Source organism: Flavobacterium agrisoli (assembly GCF_016522065.1).
GTDB lineage: Bacteria > Bacteroidota > Bacteroidia > Flavobacteriales > Flavobacteriaceae > Flavobacterium > Flavobacterium agrisoli.
The window spans coordinates 410,757-432,926 of the sequence record NZ_JAEHFV010000003.1 but is presented as its reverse complement, the minus strand read 5'-3'; the positions used below and the strand labels follow the sequence as shown (position 1 = coordinate 432,926).

The 22,170-nt window shown below is 35.9% G+C and carries 16 protein-coding genes; 11 read left to right on the top strand and 5 right to left on the bottom strand.

The genetic code is table 11. The annotated features are described in order from the left end of the window. Nucleotides 1-45: 45 nt before the first annotated feature. The 3 genes from I5M07_RS10120 to I5M07_RS10110 are packed head-to-tail and all read right to left on the bottom strand — an operon-like array spanning nt 46 to nt 6,897. Nucleotides 46-1,692, bottom strand: coding sequence for a DUF4957 domain-containing protein (locus I5M07_RS10120; protein ID WP_200106318.1), 1,647 nt, complete (start codon nt 1,690-1,692; stop codon nt 46-48). 19 nt (nt 1,693-1,711) lie between these two features. Further along, nucleotides 1,712-3,532, bottom strand: a complete 1,821-nt coding sequence (locus tag I5M07_RS10115) for a RagB/SusD family nutrient uptake outer membrane protein (protein WP_233622021.1) — start codon at nt 3,530-3,532, stop codon at nt 1,712-1,714. Between the two features lie 11 nt (nt 3,533-3,543). Further along, nucleotides 3,544-6,897 carry a SusC/RagA family TonB-linked outer membrane protein gene (locus I5M07_RS10110; protein WP_200106316.1) on the bottom strand — a complete coding sequence of 1,118 codons (3,354 nt, stop codon included), beginning with the start codon at nt 6,895-6,897 and terminating at the stop codon, nt 3,544-3,546. Nucleotides 6,898-7,564: 667 nt separating this feature from the next. On the opposite strand from I5M07_RS10110, the gene I5M07_RS10105 reads away from it, so the two are divergent. Continuing rightward, nucleotides 7,565-10,975, top strand: a complete 3,411-nt coding sequence (locus I5M07_RS10105) for a pectinesterase family protein (RefSeq protein WP_200106315.1) — start codon at nt 7,565-7,567, stop codon at nt 10,973-10,975. A gap of 86 nt (nt 10,976-11,061) precedes the next feature. Here the strand turns inward: I5M07_RS10105 and I5M07_RS10100 are convergent, their stop codons facing one another. Continuing rightward, nucleotides 11,062-11,292: a hypothetical protein gene (locus I5M07_RS10100; RefSeq protein ID WP_200106314.1), complete on the bottom strand. Its 231-nt coding sequence runs from the start codon at nt 11,290-11,292 to the stop codon at nt 11,062-11,064. Between the two features lie 19 nt (nt 11,293-11,311). Next, the gene (locus tag I5M07_RS10095) at nt 11,312-12,709 is read right to left on the bottom strand and encodes an MATE family efflux transporter (RefSeq protein ID WP_200106313.1); all 1,398 of its coding nucleotides are present in this window, start codon (nt 12,707-12,709) and stop codon (nt 11,312-11,314) included. Between the two features lie 127 nt (nt 12,710-12,836). On the opposite strand from I5M07_RS10095, the gene I5M07_RS10090 reads away from it, so the two are divergent. The 10 genes from I5M07_RS10090 to I5M07_RS10045 all read left to right on the top strand — a co-directional run bounded on the left by I5M07_RS10090 (nt 12,837) and on the right by I5M07_RS10045 (nt 22,161). Next, nucleotides 12,837-13,367 (top strand): hypothetical protein, encoded by a 531-nt coding sequence (locus tag I5M07_RS10090; protein WP_200106312.1) that lies wholly within the window; start codon nt 12,837-12,839, stop codon nt 13,365-13,367. A 164-nt stretch (nt 13,368-13,531) separates the two neighbouring features. Beyond that, nucleotides 13,532-14,068 (top strand): outer membrane beta-barrel protein, encoded by a 537-nt coding sequence (locus I5M07_RS10085; RefSeq protein WP_200106311.1) that lies wholly within the window; start codon nt 13,532-13,534, stop codon nt 14,066-14,068. Nucleotides 14,069-14,393: 325 nt separating this feature from the next. After that, nucleotides 14,394-14,972: a nucleotide exchange factor GrpE gene (locus I5M07_RS10080; RefSeq protein WP_200106310.1), complete on the top strand. Its 579-nt coding sequence runs from the start codon at nt 14,394-14,396 to the stop codon at nt 14,970-14,972. Between the two features lie 92 nt (nt 14,973-15,064). Further along, a complete protein-coding gene (gene dnaJ / locus I5M07_RS10075; protein ID WP_200106309.1) occupies nt 15,065-16,171 on the top strand; it encodes a molecular chaperone DnaJ in 1,107 nt (368 codons plus the stop codon). A gap of 158 nt (nt 16,172-16,329) precedes the next feature. Then, the gene (locus I5M07_RS10070) at nt 16,330-17,277 is read left to right on the top strand and encodes an ABC transporter ATP-binding protein (RefSeq protein ID WP_200106308.1); all 948 of its coding nucleotides are present in this window, start codon (nt 16,330-16,332) and stop codon (nt 17,275-17,277) included. Nucleotides 17,278-17,316: 39 nt separating this feature from the next. Then, nucleotides 17,317-18,633, top strand: coding sequence for an ABC transporter permease (locus tag I5M07_RS10065; protein WP_200106307.1), 1,317 nt, complete (start codon nt 17,317-17,319; stop codon nt 18,631-18,633). 6 nt (nt 18,634-18,639) lie between these two features. Beyond that, nucleotides 18,640-19,500 carry a mechanosensitive ion channel family protein gene (locus I5M07_RS10060; RefSeq protein ID WP_200106306.1) on the top strand — a complete coding sequence of 287 codons (861 nt, stop codon included), beginning with the start codon at nt 18,640-18,642 and terminating at the stop codon, nt 19,498-19,500. A gap of 10 nt (nt 19,501-19,510) precedes the next feature. After that, complete coding sequence (locus tag I5M07_RS10055; RefSeq protein ID WP_200106305.1) at nt 19,511-20,674, top strand: sigma-54-dependent transcriptional regulator; 1,164 nt, start codon at nt 19,511-19,513, stop codon at nt 20,672-20,674. A gap of 15 nt (nt 20,675-20,689) precedes the next feature. Further along, nucleotides 20,690-21,346: a DEAD/DEAH box helicase gene (locus I5M07_RS10050; protein ID WP_200106304.1), complete on the top strand. Its 657-nt coding sequence runs from the start codon at nt 20,690-20,692 to the stop codon at nt 21,344-21,346. A gap of 11 nt (nt 21,347-21,357) precedes the next feature. Next, entirely contained in the window at nt 21,358-22,161 is an 804-nt protein-coding gene (locus tag I5M07_RS10045; protein WP_200106303.1) for a Cof-type HAD-IIB family hydrolase, read from the top strand. Nucleotides 22,162-22,170 lie beyond the last annotated feature (9 nt).

Genomic DNA, 22,170 nt, shown 5'->3' with positions numbered 1-22,170 from the left:
CGATTTACTATATCTTAGACACCCATTAAAAACAACTTAAAGACGCTATAACTTATCTCTGAATTTAGGATCGCCGGCATCGTATTTACCGTTGAATCCTTTATCTTTTATATAAAAATTATTCTTACTTACATCTACCCACAAATCGTTTTGTGTATTGGTGTAATTGGCAATTGGAAATCCTGGAATTTCTGCTTTTGTAAAGAAGAAATTTTTGGTTGTATAATTGTTCAGCAATTGGAAACTGGTTTGTTCTAAGCCTGCTATTCCAACAATTCCAAAAGTATCTGGCGTAGCTCTATCCCACGAATGTCCAAAAATACAATTGGTGATATTGATTCCGTTGGCCACATTATTTTGCCCTGATTGCCTAAAGTTAATTAATGTTGCACCCGTATCTGGCGTGTTGGCCATGCTACAATCGCTAATTAATAAGGATTGGAAATTGTTTCGAGAAGTAATAACCGATATCGAATGATTTACAGAAGTATTGGTTAATTTCATGTTATTTAACTTAGCAGCAGCATTATCTACCGTTACGATTCCGTAGCCGTTAATACTGTCTATTACGCAGTTGTTGATAATATAATTGTTCAACACATTGGCTTTATCTTTTTGTCTTAAAATTCCACGGAAATTAGTAATGTAACAATCCTCAAAACTCATTTCGTCAAGAGTTGAAACTTGTCCCATATTCATGACATATTTTCCTCCCCAATCGGTTCCTCTTAATTCTAGTCCCACAAAGCGCAAATGACCTACATTGGCTCCGTTTGCAACATCAAAGTTTCCAGCAAAAATCAGTTTAGCTCTTTCTTCTCCAAAACCATATGCCGCTTGTATCGTAACCGATTTATCTATTGCCACCGAAGGAGCATTATAGGTTATACCTCGTTTTACTAAAATAATGGCATTGTTAGGAGCCGTACTTAAAGCATTGGCTACAGCATTTGGATTTTCGTCATTACGAAGATCAATTACACCTGCTGCATTAGGGTCTAAATCGGGCGTTCGGGTTGTAAAATTTACCCAACCTCTTAATTCTTCCCCGCTATAAATAGCAATTTGGTAGGTTGTAGAAGCACTTAATCCCTCTACAATAGCTTCGCCATTTTGATTTTCTTGAGCTGTAACGGCTCTTTCTGGAAACAACGGATTTTCTAAACGAAAATCATCGGCGGCAAACACTTTTATTCCGGTTACAGCAGTCCCAATTGGCAACCAAGTGACACGAGCAGCAATATCGGTTACGTCATACGGAGAAGGCGAATTTAAAATTGATTCAAAAACTTGTGTTCGTACGCTTCCAAAATCGGAAACATTACTATCATAAGCTGGATCATCGGCATGTGCTTTAGCACGTACTTGGTAAAGCATGTTCCAAAACAACTCCTGACCTACCGTTTGTTTATTTATCACGACATAATTGGTGTCTGATTGTATGGTATATTCTATGGTCTTAAAGGTATCTCTACTCACCTCAACAGTATAAGCAACAGCATCTTTAAACTTAGCGATATCCACAATAATGGTGTTTTTTTCAGAATGCAAGTCTTCATTTAAAACCGGACCAAAGAGTCTTGTTTTTTCGAAAACCTCATCGTCTGAACTGTTACAAGCAACTACTAGCAGCAAAGTAAACACTGCTAATATGAAGTTATTATAATTTAAAAACTGATAATTGTTTTTCATCCTTTTACTTTTTAAAGCATTAAAATCCATAGCCATCATTTTTTAGAGTTCCTTTACTATTTTCAATTGCTATGACTGGTATTGGAAAAATATATCGGGCTACACCCGGTTTAGGTCCTTTATCGATATAGTTTTCCCAATCGCGGTTAACCCAATCTTTATACATTCCTGCTGCGCTACCCAAGTCTCGTAAAAAGGGAACACGTGTCCAAGTATCATCGGGAGCAGCGGCAACTTTTGTATCAGGATTTAACACTATAAATTCGCCAGCAGCATCTAATTTCCAATACATATAATCCGGATATTGCGTAGTACCGTTGTAGGCATCGTCGTTCAATTTTTTCAAATCGGTAACCGTTTCTTGCATTTTTTGGGAATAAATTCCCCAACGAATTAACTCGTATTTTCTAATCATTTCACCTCCAAATTCCCATGCACGTTCATCTACAATGGCTTCAAAGAAAGAATCTTTTGATTGTGATACGCTTAGTACATATTGGTCAACATCTTGTGTCCAAGTCGTTTCATCAAAAGCTCTTTGACGTACTCGTTTTAAGGCATTTTGTGCTTCTGGAGTAGGGCCGTTTAATTCGTTTTCTGCTTCGGCAAACATCAAAACAACATCTGCATAGCGCATCATAGGCCAGTTAATTCCGGTACTTTTTGCTGATGAAGATCCAGGAGGCGTTGTTAAATCGGCTCTGTTCCATTTTCCTTGCGAAATATTTAAAGGCGAATTAACAAATTCTTTTTTGAAGCTGGTGTTGATTTTATACAAACCACAAGTTACATCGCGGCGTTTATCATTGCTATCAAAAGACAAATAATACGTTGGTGGCATGGCCATGTAATTGTTTCCAGATCCATAACTATGCGCTGCAGTAGCACCTCCATCAACGGTAATTCCGATATTCCACCCCACATCGCCACTATTCGTTGAAAAGGGTACTTCAAATAAAATTTCGCTGTTTACTGTATTTTGAAATTTTACCTGATCCATAAAAATCTTTCTGAAATCTTTAGGCAATTCACGGTCTTTTAGCGTCATTAATTTTGAGGTGTAGGTTTTGGCCAATTGGTAATAATCCAAATAATCGGCATCACGAACCATTCTCAAATCGGGTGTTAAATAATAACCGCCACGTTGTAACGACAATCGGGCAATCATTCCTAAAGTATATTCTCGGTTTACTTGCTCAGTTCCAAATCTTACTTGATCGGCCCATTGCATGTGTTCTTCGATATTAATTAGATTTTGTATTTCGCCGGTTAAAATTTTATTTCTATTTTCTTTTGGTAGATAAAAATCATCACCTGCTACTGGAGCATTTGTTACATACGGCACATCGCCAAAATAATAAATCAACATACTGTACCAATATGCTCTGAGCGTGTAAACTTCTCCTAACAACTGGTAAAAAGTAGCCTTAGTAGCGGCATCAGATGCTTCTAAATTACCACTATCGGTTATCCCTTTTATGGCAATGTTTGCATCGCGAATAGCTCTGTAAGCGTTACTCCAAACAATATCTAAATCACGGTTATTCGGATTTGCTTTTAAGTTCCAAATTTGGTGACGGTCTCCTTCGCTATTCCAACCTGTTTGATGTTCGATGTCGGTATTCCCACAAAAATTGTTAGACAACCTAGAGCGAAATGCATCTTGATTAAAATAGGAATAAGCGGCATTTACTCCATTTCTAGCGTCATCAACATTAGAATAAATGTATTTTAAATCAAAAGTTGATATCGAATCGGGTTCCATAAAATCGTCTCCACAGGAAACAAAAAGTACGGCTGAAAGCAATATTGCTATATTTTTAAATTTTATTTTTCTCATTTTTACCTTCATTAAAATGTTACGTTAAGTCCTACCGTATACGAACGGCTACGCGGATAAGAAGAGTCATCAACTCCCGGTGTTAATCCGTTTCCTCTTGAATTTACTTCGGGATCATAACCGCTGTATTTGGTCCAGAGGTGTAAATTTCTTCCGGTTGCAAATACTCTAAATTGCGATACCCCAATTTTAGAAATAAGGTTTGTAGGTAAACTATAACCCAGGGTTAAATTGTTTAATCGGATAAACGATCCGTCCTCTACTGCCCAAGAATGGATTAAAGCACCTGCACCTCCAAAACTAGCATGCGACCACATGTTTTTATTCGGATTCATTTCGGCTAATTGTGCCAAATCGGTTACCACTCCTCCCGGGGTTCCAGTGTATTGACCATCAACATCAATATAGGTGAATCGGTTACCCGAATTCATATTATCCAACATATTTCCGTTGGTTACCCTTCTAAGTTGGTTAAACTGAATTTTACCGGTATTATACACATCATTACCTGATTGGTAATTAAAGAAAATCGAAAAATCAAATGCTTTGTAACGCGCCGTTAAACCAAAACCACCTTGAAAATCGGGTAACGCATTCCCAATTACTTGTCGGTCGTCGGCATTAATTACGCCATCACCTGTATCTGCAATTCCATCACCATCGGTATCAATAGTTGGTAAATCTTTCAATTTTAAAAATCCTGGTCTGATATTGGTATTCCCAACCGTTCCACCTGCATTCGGAATTCCTGGTTTTAATTCGTATGTTTTAGTAGTAGCATTGTATTGGGTAAAATCATCTACGGTATACATTCCATCGGTTACATATCCATAAATATCACCTACTTTTCCTCCTACTCTCAAATAGTAATCGTTGATATTATTCAAATCGGTACTAGCCCAGTTGGAACGCTCAAAACGTTCGTTAGTACCATCTAAAGCGTCGATTCTAAAATCATTTTTACCGATATTAAAATTGGCAGATAACGTAAAATCTTTATTATCTACAATGTATCCTGTAACACCAAACTCAATTCCTTTGTTGGATGTAGCCCCAATGTTATTCCATTGCGTAGTAAAGCCAGTGTTATTTGGAATTGCCGATTGTAGTAACAAATTGGTGGTAGTATTTGAGTAAACGTCTAAAGTTCCGTTAATTCTTTTATTGAAAAGTAAAAAGTCTAAACCAAGGTTATTGGTTGAAGTGGTTTCCCATTTTAAATCTGGATTGTATAACGAATTGCTATCTGGTGCGTAATATACATTATCAATATTACCAAAACCGGGTCCGCGGTTGGTGGTAGCGCCAAATAAAAATTGAGTAGCGGTTGCCGGTACACGATCGTTACCCGTTTGACCGTAAGACAATCTTAATTTTAATTCGTTAACAAAATCTACATTTTTCATAAAACCTTCTTCGTGAATTTTCCATGCAAAAGCGAGTGCTGGAAAATAACCACGACGGTTGTTTTCTGAGAATCGACTTGATTCATCTGCTCTAAAACTTAAAGTAAAAATATACTTGTTATACAACTGAAAATCAAATCGCCCGAAAACGGATCTTCTGTTTGAATCGGTATAATCTTCGGTTTCTTTACGATCTACGCGACCAAAAGCCATGTTAGCAAACAATTCCTGAGGTGTGATAGAAGCTCTAAAATCTTCGGAACGGGTAAAATCTCTTTTTCCTCCGTTTGATGAAATTTCTTGTCCTAATAAGAAATCCATTTTATAATTATCACCCCATGATTTTTTGTAGTTTAAAGTATTCAACCAACGACGTGAAAAATTTTCGATATTGTCTTTTTGTCCAATTGGTAAGCTCCCTCCATTATTAAATGACTCGCCTGTAAGTGGACCATAAAAACGAAGTTCTTCTCTAAATTCTTGTTCGGTTGTAAAAATGGTTTTAAACACCAATCCGTTAATAATTTCCCAGTTTAAACCTGCATTTAAAACATAGGAATTATAGGTTCTTTTGCGCCAATCTTGCTCAACTAAATCTCTTGGATCAACCAAACTCAATAAAAACTGTTGGTAATCGTCATCCGAATTGGGTTGGTTTAAATCGATATCCAAATCATCGGCAATACCATTTACTGGTCGAGTTTGCACGGCATCTTTAATTTTAAGTTGGGCGTTGGTTGAAGTACCTGCTCCATCAATCACCGTATTGGTAATACGAGCTCCTCCTTCAAATTTTAATTTATCCGTAATTTTTTGATCCAATTTAAAATTGATAGCAGTTCTTCCGTACTCAGAACCTACTAATAAACCTTCTTCATCGTTACGCGATACACTTAAACGCATACTCGTCATTTCGGTACCGCCGCTAATGCTCAAGTTATGAAATTGCGATAAGCGTGAACCCCCAAACAATTCGTCCTGCCAGTCGGTCGGTTTTTTGCTTTTGTAAATATCAATATCACTAAAATTTCCAAAATACCTTACATGATCTTTTACAGCAGTTTCGCCACGTAACGCTTGGTATTCGTAATTGGCTAAAACAAATTCATAAGGCGATAAAACCTCATAACTTCTATCAGCAGGTAAACTGTTAAATTGAAAATAGTTGTTATAAGCAATGGAAACCTTTCCTTTTTTAGGACTTTTAGTCGTGATTACGATAACCCCGTTAGAAGCTCTTGCTCCATAGACTGCCGTGGCAGCTGCATCTTTTAATACATCTACACTTTCAATATCGCTACTTGGAATATCGTTAATAGTATTCACAATAAATCCATCTACTACATATAATGGTGCATTATCCTGTGTAATCGAGCCCCCTCCCCTCACACGAATTTGCACATCGGCTCCAGGCTCTCCATCAGCAGAGGTTACATTTACACCTGGTAATTTACCTGTAATAGCTTCGGAAACGGTAGCAACGGGTATTCGTTCTAGATCTTTACCCGAAATGGAAGACACTGCCCCTGTCATGTCTGATCTTTTTACTTTCCCGTATCCGTAATCAACAATGACTACTTCGTCTAATTGATTGGAATCGATCTCTAGCGTAACATTGATTACTTTTTGGCCGTTTACTACCACTTCTTTTGGTTTGTAACCCATATACGAAAAAACCAAAATTGGATTCGTCCCCGATAATGAAATGGAAAATTTACCATCAAAATCGGTTGATGTCCCCATAGTAGTTCCTTTTAAATTAATAGGAACACCTGGCAGCGGTTCACTGGTGTCTCCCCCTCTAACGACACCAGTTACTGTCTGCCCATAAAATGAAGTTGTACATAAAAATAATACCACTGTAAATACTCCTAGCGAAGTATGTTGTAGTGAAAACCTTTTTCTTTTTCTTATCTTGGATAAGAAAAACAAATAGTTAGAAAAAAAATGATTCAACATATAATAAAGTTTTGGTTAGTCGGTTTTGGTCTAAAAAAGAAAGATGTCGCTCTTTCAATCATCATATTCTCTATAAAATTTGGTTAAAATTATTAGTAGTAAATTTTAATGATTGATTTTTTATGAGATTCACAATTGCAATATTTCAAAAGTATTTTTTTAATAAAGGAGGGACTTTTAAATTTTGGTCATTTACTTTCAATTTTTTATCAAAAGTTGATTTATAAGGTTTTAAAAGCTTTGTAAAATCGAAAACGATTAAACTTTAAGACTCTTAAGTCAGATATTGTCTATAAGAGATTGAAAAAATTCAAACGGGATTTAATTAATTTTTTTTTCTTAAAATTACGATTATAGAAAAATTAGTTCTTCCAAAATTTAAATTTGAATTGGGTCAATTTAAATCTTACGATTAAAATGAATTTGTGGTAAAGTTTTAAAAAAAATATTTTAAAATTTCGAATTAATTTATACATTTGAAAAACTATTTAGCTGTAATTCTGCCCATTACCCCCTCCAAAAAAACAGCTAACAATATTCCCCTCTTTTTACAACCTTATAAACGGTAAGTGAACATTGCGCTTATACGTTTTTGTGCTTTCACTTTTAGCTCAACTTCACCAAAAATGTTTTTTAACTAACCTTTATTTACTAATCTAATTACATTATGAAACCAAAACTATTTTCAAAATTCAGCTTGTTGCTGTATTTTATTCTGAATTCGTTTTTATCACTTACAGCACAAACGCTTAATAACGAAACCACCACCATAAGTTGGCCATTAACTACAGGTAACGTCGGACAAACCGCTACTTATTCCGGAACCACTAACAACTATTTTTTACAGGATTATATTACCATAGGAACTAATTTAAATTATGCCGGAATTAAAACAGTTACTAGCTTACCCGGAACTGGATTTCAACCAACCACACAATCTTCAGCTGTAGATGCTAGCAATTTGATTGGATTTCATCTTATTCCTAAAAACGGACTTAGTTTTACTCCTACTCAAGTCTCTTTCCGCTCAACACGATACGGAACAGGTGGCGGATTGTTAGATGTTTATTGGGAATCTAGCGATGGAACCGCTCAATTACTTGTCGCCAATCTAAATCCAAATCGTGATAATAATACTACGGCTCCCAATTTACCTTATACATTAGGTGTTTACGATTTGAGTAACTTACCCATCCCTGCTTCGAATGCAAAGTGTACTTTAGCATTTTATCTTCATGATTTAGGTAACACCAAACAAGTGAGCTTGGCCGATGTAGTAGTCACAGGAACAGTAAACGGAACTATCAATAATTTACCTCAATACAACATTACAACAAGTGTAGTGCCTTCGGAAGGAGGAAGTATCACCTCATTTCCAGTAAGTAATGTACATTATCAAGGTACTGAAGTTACTTTAACCGCTACTAAAAATTTTGGCTACACTTTTCTGAACTGGACAGATGAGAGTGGAAATATCGTTTCTACTAACAATACTTACACTTTTACAGCAAATAGTGATGTGACTTTAAAAGCAAATTTCACTCAATTAAACACCTATTCTTTAACCATTCCTGTAAATGGTGGAGCTAAAGATTATATGATTGCTATTTCACCCGTTGGCACGATTGTAAATGGTTCTCGACTATACGAAGAGGGCACGACAGTATCGTTAACAGCTAATAACAATCCGATTTTGAATTTTTCAAATTGGGAAACAGGCGAAACCAATGCTACCATTTCTGTTGTCATGAATGCTACAAAAAACATATCCGCACAGTACAATGCTTCCGATTATATTGTAGGTTGGGATTTTTACAAAACCGGAAATAATAGTCGAATAGCCGATTTTTCATCCGATGTAAGCAATGAAACTGCAGCTTTAATTCTTCGTAATGAAAGTGGAACTCAAGTGGGATGGCTTGGAAAATCAGTCCTAGAAGGGGGCTACGAGGGTCGAGGAGCTGCCGTTAACTGGCAACCATTGACAAACAAAAACTACTATCAAATAAAATTTAATGCAGCAGATTATAAGGACATCAGTATAAAATCGGCCATGCTTTTTAATTACAATGCCTACTCCAAACAAATTTGCCAATACTCGACAGACGGTACCACTTTTACTACCTTGGGTACTTTTGATTTGGTCAATGCCAAGCAATATTATGAAGCTACTTTTAATTTACCAGTTGAAGCCAACAACAAAAGTGAAGTTTACATTCGATGGGTACCCGATTACACATCGGCTATTGTGGGTGCAACAGCTACAAACGACGGAACGACTCTTTCTGGAATTTATGTATTAGGAACTAAAAATGTTCTGAACGATGGCACACCTCCAATATTAGTTAGTTCTGTTCCTGCAATCAATGCTTTAGGAGCTTCTGCCACTGGAAAAGTAGTGCTTACTTTTGATGAGCGTATCAAAATAACGCCTAATGCTGTTGCAACTTTAAACGAAAAAAACATCAGTCCGGTTATTTTTGGAAAATCCATTTCGTTCGATTATTCAGGTTTACAATATAATACTACATATACTTTCACACTTCCAGCTAACATTATTTCAGATTTAGGAAACAACACTTATTCAAGTCCAATTTCTATCACTTTTACCACCCTTAATAAACCCATTGTATCCAAAAAAAAATATGATTTCGTAGTAGGTGTAGATGGTGACTTTTCTGCTGCTTTGGCCGCGGCGCAAGCCGCCTCATCTTCAGGAGAGCGATTTTATATTTTTTTCCCAAATGGCGAATATGATTTAGGAAAAATAACTGGAGATGCTACACAACAAACTTTTTTTAATTTACCTAATGTTTCTTTCATAGGACAAAGCATGGATGGTGTTATTCTTTTTAACGAACCACTTGCTTCAAATGAAGGAATAGGAACCACTCCTACCTTGAATTTTCAAACAAATGCTAAAAACATTTACATGCAGGATATTACTCTTTTAAACAAAATGGATTACAGAAAAGGTGCTTTTACTGGTAGAGCCGTAGCTTTACGAGATCAAGGCGATCGTAATATCTATAAAAATGTAAAATTGCTAAGCAATCAAGATACTTTTTACACGGGTGCTAACCGTATTTATTTGGAAAATAGCGAAATTCACGGAACTGTAGATTTTATTTTTGGTGGTGGTGATGTATTTTTCAACTCATGCTTGATTTATTTAGAAGACCGCTCTGGCAACCATGTTACTGCACCTGCTACTACCTCTAGTTGGGGTTATGTTTTTAGAGATTGTACTATTGATGGTTTTGCTATAAACAACGGAAGCTATAAATTAAGTCGTCCGTGGCAAGGCAGTCCGAAAGTTGCTTTTATCAATACTATAATGAAACAACTTCCTGCTAACGAGGGCTGGTCGGAATGGGGTGCTTTACCTTCAGTTTATGCCGAATTCAATAGCTTAACGGCCTCTGGTGTAGCGGTTGACTTATCTGGCAGAAGAAAAACTTACTCTAACGGAACTAACTCAGTAACTTTAAATCCTGTTTTAACCAAAACCCAAGCAGATGCTTATACAATCGAAAATGTATTAGGTGGTACCGATACTTGGCAACCTACATTGGCTACCGAACAAGCAAGCATTCCTGTTATTAGCAATAATAGTAAAAAATTAGAATGGGCTACAGACGATTACGTTCTAGGTTGGGCCATATTTAAAGATGATGTATTTATAAAATTCACCACTTCTAATCAATTTGATGCTTCTGCTTATACTACAGGAAAATTTACGGTAAGAGCTGCTAATGCAATGGGAGGATTAAGTGTTTCTTCAAATTTGATTGATTTATCGAGCTTAGGTTTGAGTGAAACTATAATACTTCACAATCAAATTACGCTTAGTCCAAATCCTACAAAAAACAGCACAAATGTTCAAATTGGGGGCTTTGTCGAAAACACAACTTTTAGTCTTTACGATTTGAATGGACAAGTATTATGGACTAAAAATACCGTTACTGGAAATAATGAATTGACACCTATTGATTTGCAAAAATACAGTAGCGGAATCTATATTTTAAAGGTAACCCGAGAATCCAACACGAAAAATTTTAAAATTATCAAAAACTAATCTTTTAATAAAAATTAAATATATAAGCAAAAAAACGCTACAACCCGAAAGTTGTAGCGTTTTTCAATAATCCGTTAAAATAAACTTTACTCGTTTTCGTAACGTTCCATTTCGCGGTCGTAAAAGCTATTGGCTTGTTCTATTAAACCTTCCATTTCGGCGTTCAATTCGGCTTCGTCCAAATCTTCGGCCTCTTCTAGAAATTCTACTTCGTCATCTTTTAAATTGATAATAAAGCGAGGATAATCCATGTGAATGATAAAAATATCATCCGGAAAATCGGTATTATCTCCAAGTAAAAATTTTGGTAATTCCATGTTATCACTATTAAATTTCCTATTTCAAATTTATTTCCGAAACAGATTGGGTTTGTATTAAATGTTTTGTTAGTCGATTAAATCTCCAAAATAAAAAAACGGCCGCAGTTGTGAGTCCAGCTAGTAATCCTATCCAAATTCCGGTCGCTTGCAAATGCGTGTATAATCCCAAATAAATCGAAATGGGAAAACCCACAATCCAGTAGGCTACAAAAGTAACATACATCGGAATTTTTACATCCTGCAAACCTCTCAATGCGCCCAACACCACCACTTGAATGCCATCGGAAATTTGAAAAATAGCGGCAACTAATAACAATTTAGCAGCTATTCCTATCACCTCTGTATTTTTAAGCAAATCTTCGGCATTGTTTAAATTGACAAATATTTTGGGTAATTGTGCGTGTAAAAGTACAAATAGAATTGCAAAAAACACTTCGAGAATGATTGCCAGTAAAAAAATAGAAAAAGCAATGCGTCGTAAAGCAACAAAATCGCCCAAGCCTTTTTGATTCCCCACGCGAATCATAGACGTTACACTCAATCCCATAGCAAACATAAACGTTAAAGACGCCAAACTCAACGCAATTTGATTAGCAGCCTGACTCGCCACACCCAGCATACCACTTAACCAAATAGCACCAGTAAACAAGGCCACTTCAAAAAACATTTGCATGGCCGATGGTGCCGCCAAATCAATGATTTTAGATGTCATTTGTTTGTTTATGTTTTTTAAACTAAAATGCTCAAAATACGGATGAAATTTAGCTTTATTTTTTAAAACAAAATGCATAAAAGCGAGCATGACAAAACGAGAAGCAATCGTACCAATGGCAGCGCCAATAATACCCATTTTTGGAAAAAACCAAATTCCGTAAATCAAAAAATAATTGATAATTACGTTGGTAAAATTGCTCAAAATAGTCGCCCACATGGCATATTTAGTTTCGCTTAAACCATCAGCAAATTGTTTGTAGGCTTGGTACATAATCATCGGAATTAAGGAAAAACCCACAATATCCAAGTACGGTTTTGCCATTTCGGCTACTGCTTCGGGCTGTCCCATAAACGAAATAAGCGGTTTCGAAACAAAAATCAGTAAAAACAAAGCCACTCCTAATACCGTACACAAATACAAACCATGGTGAAAAGCATTTCGGCCATTTTCGATGTCTTTTTTTCCATCAGCTTCGGCCACTAAGGGCGTAATGGCCGTCGAAAATCCAATTCCGATAGACATAGCTAAAAAAACAAAACTATTTCCTAAAGAAACCGCAGCTAATTCGGTTGGCCCTAATTTCCCGACCATAATATTATCCACGATTCCTACGATAGTATGTCCAATCATGCCTAAAATAATAGGATAAGCCAAGGTTAAATTATATCGAAATTCTTTGGTGTACTGTGCTAAATTCAATTTTCTAAATTTTAAAAGTAAGCAAAGATACTTAGAAGCACTTAAATGTATTTGCAGAAATGAATTTATATAGTATTTTTAATTTTTCAATATCAACAACCTTACTAACTAACCTAAATTAACATTGATGCTTAAAAATTACCAAAAAAATCTTTTTTATCTCTTGATTGGCCTCGGTTGTAGTCCACTGCTATGGGCGCAAAAAGCCACTTTTTTAGAAAATGAAGGCGAATTAAAAAAGTTTGAACCCCATTTTCGTTTTGAATATAGTGGGCAAATCGGAATTTCCACCAATAAAAACTTCAATTATCTGATGGGAGCCGAAGGAGGTTTGCTGTACTATTTCAATAAAAAAAATGCCATTACCATTAATTTTGGCTACCATTATGCTTTTGATGGAGATGCTAAAGATTTGGGCTATATACCTTTAAAGACGGGTTTTAAAACTTTTATTACCACAGGAAAAACATATCTTCAAGGCGAAGTCGGAATGGGCGTTTCGACAACCAGAGGGTATAATGGTTCGGGATTTTTATGGGCGCCATCGGTGGGATACATTACCAAAAGAGGCATCGATTTGAATTTGAAATACGAAAATTTATCTCGATTTAGCAGCCATCAAATTCTATTTCGAGTAGCCTATAGTTTTAAAATATAACTCCCAAAACCCAACTCATTCGTTACCAAGCACTTTACAGAAGTGATTTTTTTATTGCATTTTCTTTAGGCCAATATTATGTAAATTTTAAGAAGTATTCTATAAGAATGCAGCAAAATCATGCGTTTACATTTACATCATAGTATTAACTAAAATATAAGAAAATGAAATTTACAAGAAAAATCAAAGCTGCAACGGCAGCAATAATGGCATTATTTTTTGTCGCTAGCCTTCAAGCACAATCAACAAGTGAAATTAGAAATTATGATCAAGGCTTTCGTTTGGGCGTTGGTTTAAACGGTGGTATTCCGACTAACAGCAAATACGATTGGGCTTTAGGTGGCGATGTTCGTTTACAATACGATTTATCCAAAAAAACTTCTTTAACGTTAACAACAGGTTTTACCAATTTGTTTAATTACTCGGAAGTAAAAGACAATATGGAAGAAGTAAAAGACCTTGGATTTATTCCTGCTAAAGCTGGTTTTAAAGCGTTTATTTGGGAAGACCGCTTTTATTTGTTAGGCGAAGTAGGTGCTGCATTTGCTGTAACCAATGGTTATAATGACACTAGTTTTTTATGGGCACCTGGAATTGGATATGCCACCAAATTTATTGATGTGAGCGTGCGTTACGAAGATGTACCTAACTTTGATACCAACCAAGTGGCCTTGCGACTTGCATACGGATTTAAACTATAAAAACATTGGTTTAAACCATTAAAAAAAGCCGTCTTAAATTTTTAAGACGGCTTTTTTTGTATAACAAATTGAATTAATAATTATAGTAAGGCTATGAAACTTACTAAAAAATCAAATCTAAACAGGTAAATTATGATTTGCTTTATACGGTTTCAAATATATTTAAAGTTTGGTATAAAACTCTTAAAATTATCCTAATTTTTTTTAAATATTCTGATTATAAAGCTTTTAAAAAAAGAATATACTATTTCTGCTAAATCATAATGACAATTTGACATTTTAAATTTTTTGGCAGTACTTTTGCAATCCAACGAAAAGAAATAAAATGAAATTTAAAAATATATTTAAAAATAAAGCTGATATGAGTACGGAAAATACAGAAATCGATCAAGAATTAGATGATGCAACGATTGAGAATAATGCTAACGGTGAACAAATAATTGGAGAAGAATTAAGTGTTGAAGAGCAATTAACTCAAGATTTAGCCAAAGAAAAAGATAAATTTTTGCGCTTATTTGCCGAATTTGAAAATTACAAAAAAAGAACCTCTAAAGAGCGTATCGATTTGTTTAAAACAGCTAACCAAGATGTTTTACAGTCTATGTTGCCTGTTTTAGATGATTTTGACAGAGGACTTATCGAAATTACCAAATCAGAAGATGAGAACTTAGTTAAAGGAGTGGTTTTAATTTATGAAAAATTAAAAAGCACCTTAGTTTCTAAAGGATTAGAGCAAGTTGAAGTAAGAGCTGGTGATCCTTTTAATGCCGATTTTGCCGAAGCTATTACCCAAATTCCTGCGCCATCTGAAGATTTAAAAGGAAAAATTGTAGATGTAATTGAAAAAGGATACAAATTAGGAGATAAAATTATTCGTTTTCCTAAAGTAGTTATTGGGAACTAAAAATTTCAAATTACAAGTTCTAAACCAACACCTTTTGGATTTTTAAAATCCTAAAAAAGTGTTATCGAACAGGCAAAGCAATTTAATTAATTATGAAAAAAGATTTTTACGAAATATTAGGCCTTTCCAAAAATGCTGATGCTGCCGAAATTAAAAAGGCATATCGAAAATGTGCCTTAAAATACCATCCTGACAAAAATCCAGGAGACAAAGAGGCAGAAGAAAACTTCAAATTAGCGGCAGAGGCTTACGAAGTTTTAAGTGACCCACAAAAGAAAGCAAAATACGACCAATACGGACACCAAGCGTTTGATGGTTCTGGCGGATTTGGCGGACATGGTGGCATGAATATGGATGACATTTTCAGCCAATTTGGCGACATTTTTGGTGGCGGATTTGGTGGATTTGGTGGCGGAGGCGGTGGTCCTCGTCGTGCCAAAGGAAGCAATCTTCGTATTAAAGTAAAATTAACTTTGGAAGAAATTGCCAATGGAGTAGAGAAAAAAGTTAAAGTAAAACGCAAAGTACAAGCCAAAGGCGTTACGTACAAAACCTGTACAACTTGTAACGGTCAGGGGCAAGTAATGCGCGTTACCAATACTATTTTAGGCCGCATGCAATCGGCTTCTACCTGCCCTTCTTGCGGTGGATCGGGTCAAATTTTAGATAAAAAACCGTCTGAAGCAGATAGCCAAGGAATGGTTTTAGAAGACGAAACCGTGTCTATCAAAATACCAGCAGGTGTGGTTGATGGCATGCAATTAAAAGTTTCTAACAAAGGAAATGATGCGCCAGGTAATAGCATTCCGGGTGATTTAATTGTGGCTATTGAAGAATTAGAACACGAATTTTTAAAACGCGAAGGCGAAAATTTACATTATGATTTGTATGTGAGTTTCCCTGAAGCTGTTTTAGGTGTTTCAAAAGATATTGAAGCCATAAACGGTAAAGTGCGTATTAAATTAGAAGAAGGAATTCAGTCGGGTAAAATTTTACGATTAAAAGGAAAAGGAATTCCAAGCATCAACGGTTATGGTAGTGGTGATTTGTTAGTTCATGTAAACGTTTGGACACCAAAAACACTTAACAAAGAACAAAAACAATTCTTTGAAAATGCTTTAAACGATGAGCATTTCAACCCAAATCCCGAAAAATCGGATAAATCCTTTTTTGAAAAAGTAAAAGACATGTTTTCTTAATTTTTTTCAAAATCAAAATCAAGATAAAAGCCATTCTAAAGTTAATTTAGGATGGTTTTGTTTTTAAAATGAAAGTTTGAGTCCGAATTCCAACCAATATGCCCCGAATTCTTTACTTTTACAATCCTTTAAAAAGGATAAAATAATTCCAAAATAATATGAGCAACTTACTCGAAGTACATCAAGTCGTTAAAAAATACGGCCAATATGTTGCGCTGAACGAAGTTTCATTAAATGTTCCAAAAGGCAGTATTTACGGACTACTTGGTCCGAATGGAGCCGGAAAAACCTCGCTAATCCGAATCATCAATCAAATTACAATGCCCGATAGCGGAAGTGTTATTTTAGATGGCGAACCCTTACAACCCAAACACATTCAAACTATTGGTTATTTGCCCGAAGAGCGGGGCTTGTATAGCTCGATGAAAGTAGGCGAACAATGTTTGTATTTAGCTCAAATGAAAGGACTTAGCAAATCCGAAGCAAAAAAACAACTGGACTATTGGTTTGAACGCCTAAACATTCAAGGATGGTGGAACAAAAAAATCCAAGAATTATCCAAAGGAATGGCGCAAAAAATTCAGTTTGTAGTTTGCGTGTTACACCAACCTAAACTTTTGATTTTTGATGAACCTTTTTCTGGATTTGATCCGGTGAATGCCAATATTATTAAAGATGAAATTTTGGCTTTAAAAGAAAAAGGATCGACTATTATTTTTTCGACACACCGAATGGAAAGTGTAGAAGAATTGTGTGACCATATTGCTTTGATTCATAAATCGAATAAATTAATTGAAGGAAAATTAAACGACGTTAAAAGACAATACCGAACCAATACGTTTGAAGTAGGTATTTTATCTTCGAATGTAGAAGGTTTGATTTACGATATAACCCAACATTTTACGGTGGCTCCCGCTCAGTTTAAATCGTTAAATGACGACTTAAAGTTAGAAATTCAAATCGGAAATGCTAGTCCGAATGACTTGTTACAGGTTTTAACCCAACGTGGACAAGTAACCCATTTTGTAGAAAAAATTCCGAGTGTAAACGATATTTTCATACAAACGGTAACCGATACCCACAACATAACGCCCAATCAATTTTAAAAAAAGAACCCTCCTTAATTTAGCTTTAAGACACACCAAATGAGCATAGTTTCCTTAATTATAAAAAGAGAATTTCTTTCCAAAGTACGTAACAAATCCTTTATTGTAATGACTTTTTTGAGTCCGTTACTGTTTGTACTCGTAATGGGGTTTATTGGCTATTTGAGTTCCATGAAAGCCGACACCAAACGCATTGCTGTTCACGATGAAATGGGTTTATTTGCACCTTCTTTCACCAAACAAAATTCGGCCAAAAATGAATTTCGATACGTAGATGCATCCGTTTTTTCGGTTGCCGCTTTAAAAGACAGCCTTACTAAAGAAAATTTTGAAGGCATTTTGGTCATTCCTAAAACCAATTCGTTTAAAGATATTGAACACGAAGTAACTTTTATTTCAAATAGTAGTCCCAGTATTTCCTTTATCGAAAACACCCAACGCACCATTGCCAAAGAAATTACCAAACACAATTTTGAGGAAGCACATTTGGACACTTTAGCCATTAAAAAGGCGCAAAGTAAGGTAAGCATCAATTTGACAAAAGCCTCAGGAGAAGCCAGCTTAAAAGGCTTAAATGAGATTAAAATTGGTATTGGTGGAGCCTTTGGTTATTTGATTATGATGTTCATTATCATTTATGGTAACATGGTGATGCGTAGTGTTATTGAAGAAAAAACCAACCGAATTATCGAAATTATTATTTCTTCGGTAAAACCGTTTCAACTAATGATGGGAAAAATAATCGGTACTTCACTAGCCGGATTATTACAATTCATCATTTGGTCTGTAATTGGATTTGGATTGCTCTTAGCGGCTTCGGCATTTTTTGGGGTACAAATCAACCCAAGCACAAAACTTCCTCCCGAAGTTCTTGCCTCGGCACAGCACGAACTAGCTGGCACAGCCCAAATGTATTTGAACGAATTATGGAATTTACCTATTGCCAGCATTTTAATTGGTTTTGTAGTCTATTTTATTGGCGGTTACTTTTTGTATAGTTCCTTTTATGCAGCCATTGGTGCGGCAGTAGACAACCAAACCGACTCGCAACAATTTTTATTACCCATCATCATGCCGTTAGTTTTAAGCGTGTATATTGGCTTTTTTACGGTCATTAACGATCCGCATGGAACAATTGCAACGGTTTTCTCCATAATACCCCTCACCTCGCCCATTGTTATGTTAATGCGAATTCCGTTTGGAGTTCCTTTGTGGCAAATTCTAATTTCTGTAACTTTACTATTCGCCACCTTTTTGGCTGTAGTTTGGTTTGCAGCTAAAATTTATAGAGTCGGCATTTTAATGTATGGTAAAAAACCATCTTGGAAAGAATTGTATAAATGGCTTAAATACTAAAAATCTATGTGGAAGGATATAGTTAAATTTATATCGCATAATTTTATTAATGGCGAAAACATTAAAATTTCCTTATTGGATATTATTTTGGTTGTCATTGCTGTTTTGGTCACCCAATTTATCTTAAAAGCAGTACAAAGTTTTTTCAGAAAAAAACTCAGTGAAAATGAAATGAAACGTTTTGACAGCGTTTATCAAGTTTTCAAATATGTGGTTTACCTCTTTGTTATTGTCTTTTTATTGAAGGAAGTCGGTGTGAATGTTGGCGTATTCCTTACTGCATCGGCCGCGATTTTTGTGGGATTGGGTTTTGCTTTACAAACCTTTTTTCAAGATATTATTTCCGGAATATTAATCATTTTAGACAAATCCTTACATGTAGGCGATGTTATTGAAATAAACGATCATGTGGGAGAAGTAAAAGAAATTAAACTGCGTACCACCGTAATGATTACCCGAAACGACCGCGTGATGATTATTCCGAATCATAAGTTCATGGAAGATCCGCTTTTTAACTGGACACAAAATAAATCGAGTAATCGTGAGAAAGTCACCGTGGGTGTTGCCTACGGCAGCGATGTCAAATTGGTAGAAAAACTGTTAATGGAAGCAGCCGAATCGGTTGACCGCGTTTTAAAAACCGAACGTATTAATGTGACCTTCGATGATTTTGCCGATTCCTCGCTTACCTTCGCCATTCATTTTTACGTGCCAAACGGGTTAAACGCACCCGGAATACAAAGTGAAGTTCGTTTTAAAATTTACGAACTTTTTGAGGCCAATGCCATTTCCATCGCCTTTCCGCAATTGGATTTGCATTTGGTATCCACACCAAAAGATTTCGTTTTAAACAAACGAAACGATTAATTTATACACTATGAGCAAAATATTAATAATTGAAGACGAAGCCGCTATTCGTCGTGTACTTGCTAAAATTTTATCCGAAGAAAACGAAGCCTACGAAGTGGAAGAAGCCGAAGATGGTTTGGCAGGTTTGGAAAAAATCAAAAATAACGACTACGATTTGGTTTTATGCGACATCAAAATGCCCAAAATGGACGGGGTTGAAGTTTTAGAAGCTGTTAAAAAAATAAAACCCGAAATTCCGATGGTGATGATTTCCGGACACGGCGATATGGAAACTGCCATTCAAACCATGCGTTTGGGCGCTTTTGATTACATCTCGAAACCACCCGATTTAAACCGACTTTTAAATACCGTTCGCAATGCGTTGGATAAAAAGCAATTGGTAGTCGAAAATAAAATTCTGAAGAAAAAAGTTAGTAAAAACTACGAAATGATTGGCGAAAGCGAACCTATTAATCACATAAAATTGATGATTGATAAAGTCGCTCCTACCGATGCTCGCGTGCTCATTACAGGCCCAAACGGAACTGGAAAAGAATTAGTTGCACATCAACTTCACGAAAAAAGCGAAAGATCGGCTTATCCTTTAATTGAAGTAAACTGTGCTGCCATTCCGAGTGAATTGATTGAAAGTGAGCTTTTTGGACATGTAAAAGGTGCTTTTACTTCGGCGATTAAAGACCGTGCCGGTAAGTTTGAAGCAGCAGATAAAGGCACTATTTTTTTAGACGAAATTGGCGATATGAGTCTTTCGGCTCAAGCTAAGGTATTGCGTGCTTTGCAGGAAAATATGATTACCCGAGTGGGTGCCGATAAAGATATTAAGGTTGATGTGCGCGTTGTAGCGGCTACCAACAAAGATTTAAAAACCGAAATTGCCGAAGGTCGCTTTCGAGAAGATTTGTACCATCGTTTGGCCGTAATTTTAATTAAAGTGCCGCCTTTAAATGAACGGAGAACGGATATTCCGGCTTTGGTGAAACATTTTTCGGAAAAAATTGCCAGTGAACACGGTACTGCCGTAAAACGATTTTCAGAAAAAGCTTTGAAATTACTTCAAGAATACGATTGGACGGGTAATATTCGAGAACTTCGAAATGTGGTGGAACGCTTGATTATTTTAGGTGGTAGCGAAATTTCGGAAGCAGATGTTAAAATGTTCGCCTCAAAATAGGATAAATAAAACAAAATGAAACTAAAAAAAATCAACGAAATACTGCAACAAAATTTAGTAGCCAATGGTTTAACCGAAGCCAACGACTTGCAGCAGGAAACTTTTTCGGCTATTAAAAGCGGTGCCGATTGCATCATTAGCGCACCAGCAGGAAGCGGAAAAACCACCACTTTGGTACTCAATGTCATTCAGCAATTATCACGAGAAACCGAAGAATCGCCACGTGCCTTAATTTTTGTGGAAACCAAAGAAAAAGTTTTAGAAATGGAAGCTTTGTTCGAATTGTATGCAAAGGGTACATCACTCGAAATTTATGGCATACACGAAAAAGGCGATACTGATTACGATAAAAATTACATTTCAACCGGAATAGATGTTTTAATTGGAACGCCCGTTAAATTAAATGCCATGTTGAGTACGGCGGGTTACAATGTCAACCGGCTAAAAATGTTTATCGTTGATGATGCGGATTTGCTTTTAAAACAACGTCACGATTCGGCTATCATGCGAATTTCAAATAGTATTGCCAAAACACAACGCCTCTTTTTTACAGAAAACACAACCGAACGAATTGAAATTTTGGCCGACAAAATAATGATTGAACCGTATTTTTTTGAATTTGACGAGGAAGAAGAAGACGAGGAAACAAGCGATGAGGACGTTGAATCTTAAAAATTAAAATTATGCCATACAAAATGTTAGTCTTGGATATGGACGATACGTTATTAACCGATGATCATAAAATTTCGGATCTTAATAAAGAAATGCTTTTTAAGGCCAAAGAAAAAGGAGTGCATATTATTTTAGCATCGGGTCGCCCTACTCCTGCCATGTTGGCTTATGCCAAAGAACTCGGATTGGATCAATTGGATAATTATATGATTTCGTTTAACGGAGCCGTAATAACCAATTTAAAAGACAATTCGATACTTTTTGAACAAATGTTAACGCAAGAGCAAATTCATGCCTTGTACGATTATAGTTTTAAAAACAAAACACACATAATCACGTATTTAAACAACGAAATCATCAGCGAAACCGATTCGGAATATATCGAAGTTGAAAAAGTAATTACGGGATTGCCTCATAATAAAGTACCTAATTTTAAAGCACATATTACTTCGGCAGCAGTAAAATGTATTTTATTAGAAGAGCCTTCTTATTTGAAAAAAATAGAAGCCGATTTGCAAGCAGCCATGCCACATTTAAGCGTTTGCATGTCAAAACCATTCTTTTTAGAAGTGGCGCAAACCGGAATTGACAAAGGAGCTAGTTTAAAATTATTGGCCGAAAAATTAAACATTCTTCCTAGCGAAATTATAGCTGTTGGAAATGCCGGTAACGACGTTTCGATGATTCAGTATGCCGGATTGGGCGTTTGGGTAGACAATGTAACGCCCGAACTTCGCGATTTAGCCGATGTTATTGTCGCTTCTAACAATGATAATGGCGTAGCCGAAGTCATTCAGCGTTTCATACTCAACTAGCTTTTGCGG

Bases quoted from the DNA above. Each gene is read 5' to 3' on its own strand.
- I5M07_RS10120 (WP_200106318.1), bottom strand. From the start codon at position 1,692: ATGAAAAACAATTATCAGTTTTTAAATTATAATAACTTCATATTAGCA.
- I5M07_RS10115 (WP_233622021.1), bottom strand. From the start codon at position 3,532: ATGAGAAAAATAAAATTTAAAAATATAGCAATATTGCTTTCAGCCGTA.
- I5M07_RS10110 (WP_200106316.1), bottom strand. From the start codon at position 6,897: ATGTTGAATCATTTTTTTTCTAACTATTTGTTTTTCTTATCCAAGATA.
- I5M07_RS10105 (WP_200106315.1), top strand. From the start codon at position 7,565: ATGAAACCAAAACTATTTTCAAAATTCAGCTTGTTGCTGTATTTTATT.
- I5M07_RS10100 (WP_200106314.1), bottom strand. From the start codon at position 11,292: ATGGAATTACCAAAATTTTTACTTGGAGATAATACCGATTTTCCGGAT.
- I5M07_RS10090 (WP_200106312.1), top strand. From the start codon at position 12,837: ATGCTTAAAAATTACCAAAAAAATCTTTTTTATCTCTTGATTGGCCTC.
- I5M07_RS10085 (WP_200106311.1), top strand. From the start codon at position 13,532: ATGAAATTTACAAGAAAAATCAAAGCTGCAACGGCAGCAATAATGGCA.
- I5M07_RS10080 (WP_200106310.1), top strand. From the start codon at position 14,394: ATGAAATTTAAAAATATATTTAAAAATAAAGCTGATATGAGTACGGAA.
- dnaJ (WP_200106309.1), top strand. From the start codon at position 15,065: ATGAAAAAAGATTTTTACGAAATATTAGGCCTTTCCAAAAATGCTGAT.
- I5M07_RS10070 (WP_200106308.1), top strand. From the start codon at position 16,330: ATGAGCAACTTACTCGAAGTACATCAAGTCGTTAAAAAATACGGCCAA.
- I5M07_RS10065 (WP_200106307.1), top strand. From the start codon at position 17,317: ATGAGCATAGTTTCCTTAATTATAAAAAGAGAATTTCTTTCCAAAGTA.
- I5M07_RS10060 (WP_200106306.1), top strand. From the start codon at position 18,640: ATGTGGAAGGATATAGTTAAATTTATATCGCATAATTTTATTAATGGC.
- I5M07_RS10055 (WP_200106305.1), top strand. From the start codon at position 19,511: ATGAGCAAAATATTAATAATTGAAGACGAAGCCGCTATTCGTCGTGTA.
- I5M07_RS10050 (WP_200106304.1), top strand. From the start codon at position 20,690: ATGAAACTAAAAAAAATCAACGAAATACTGCAACAAAATTTAGTAGCC.
- I5M07_RS10045 (WP_200106303.1), top strand. From the start codon at position 21,358: ATGCCATACAAAATGTTAGTCTTGGATATGGACGATACGTTATTAACC.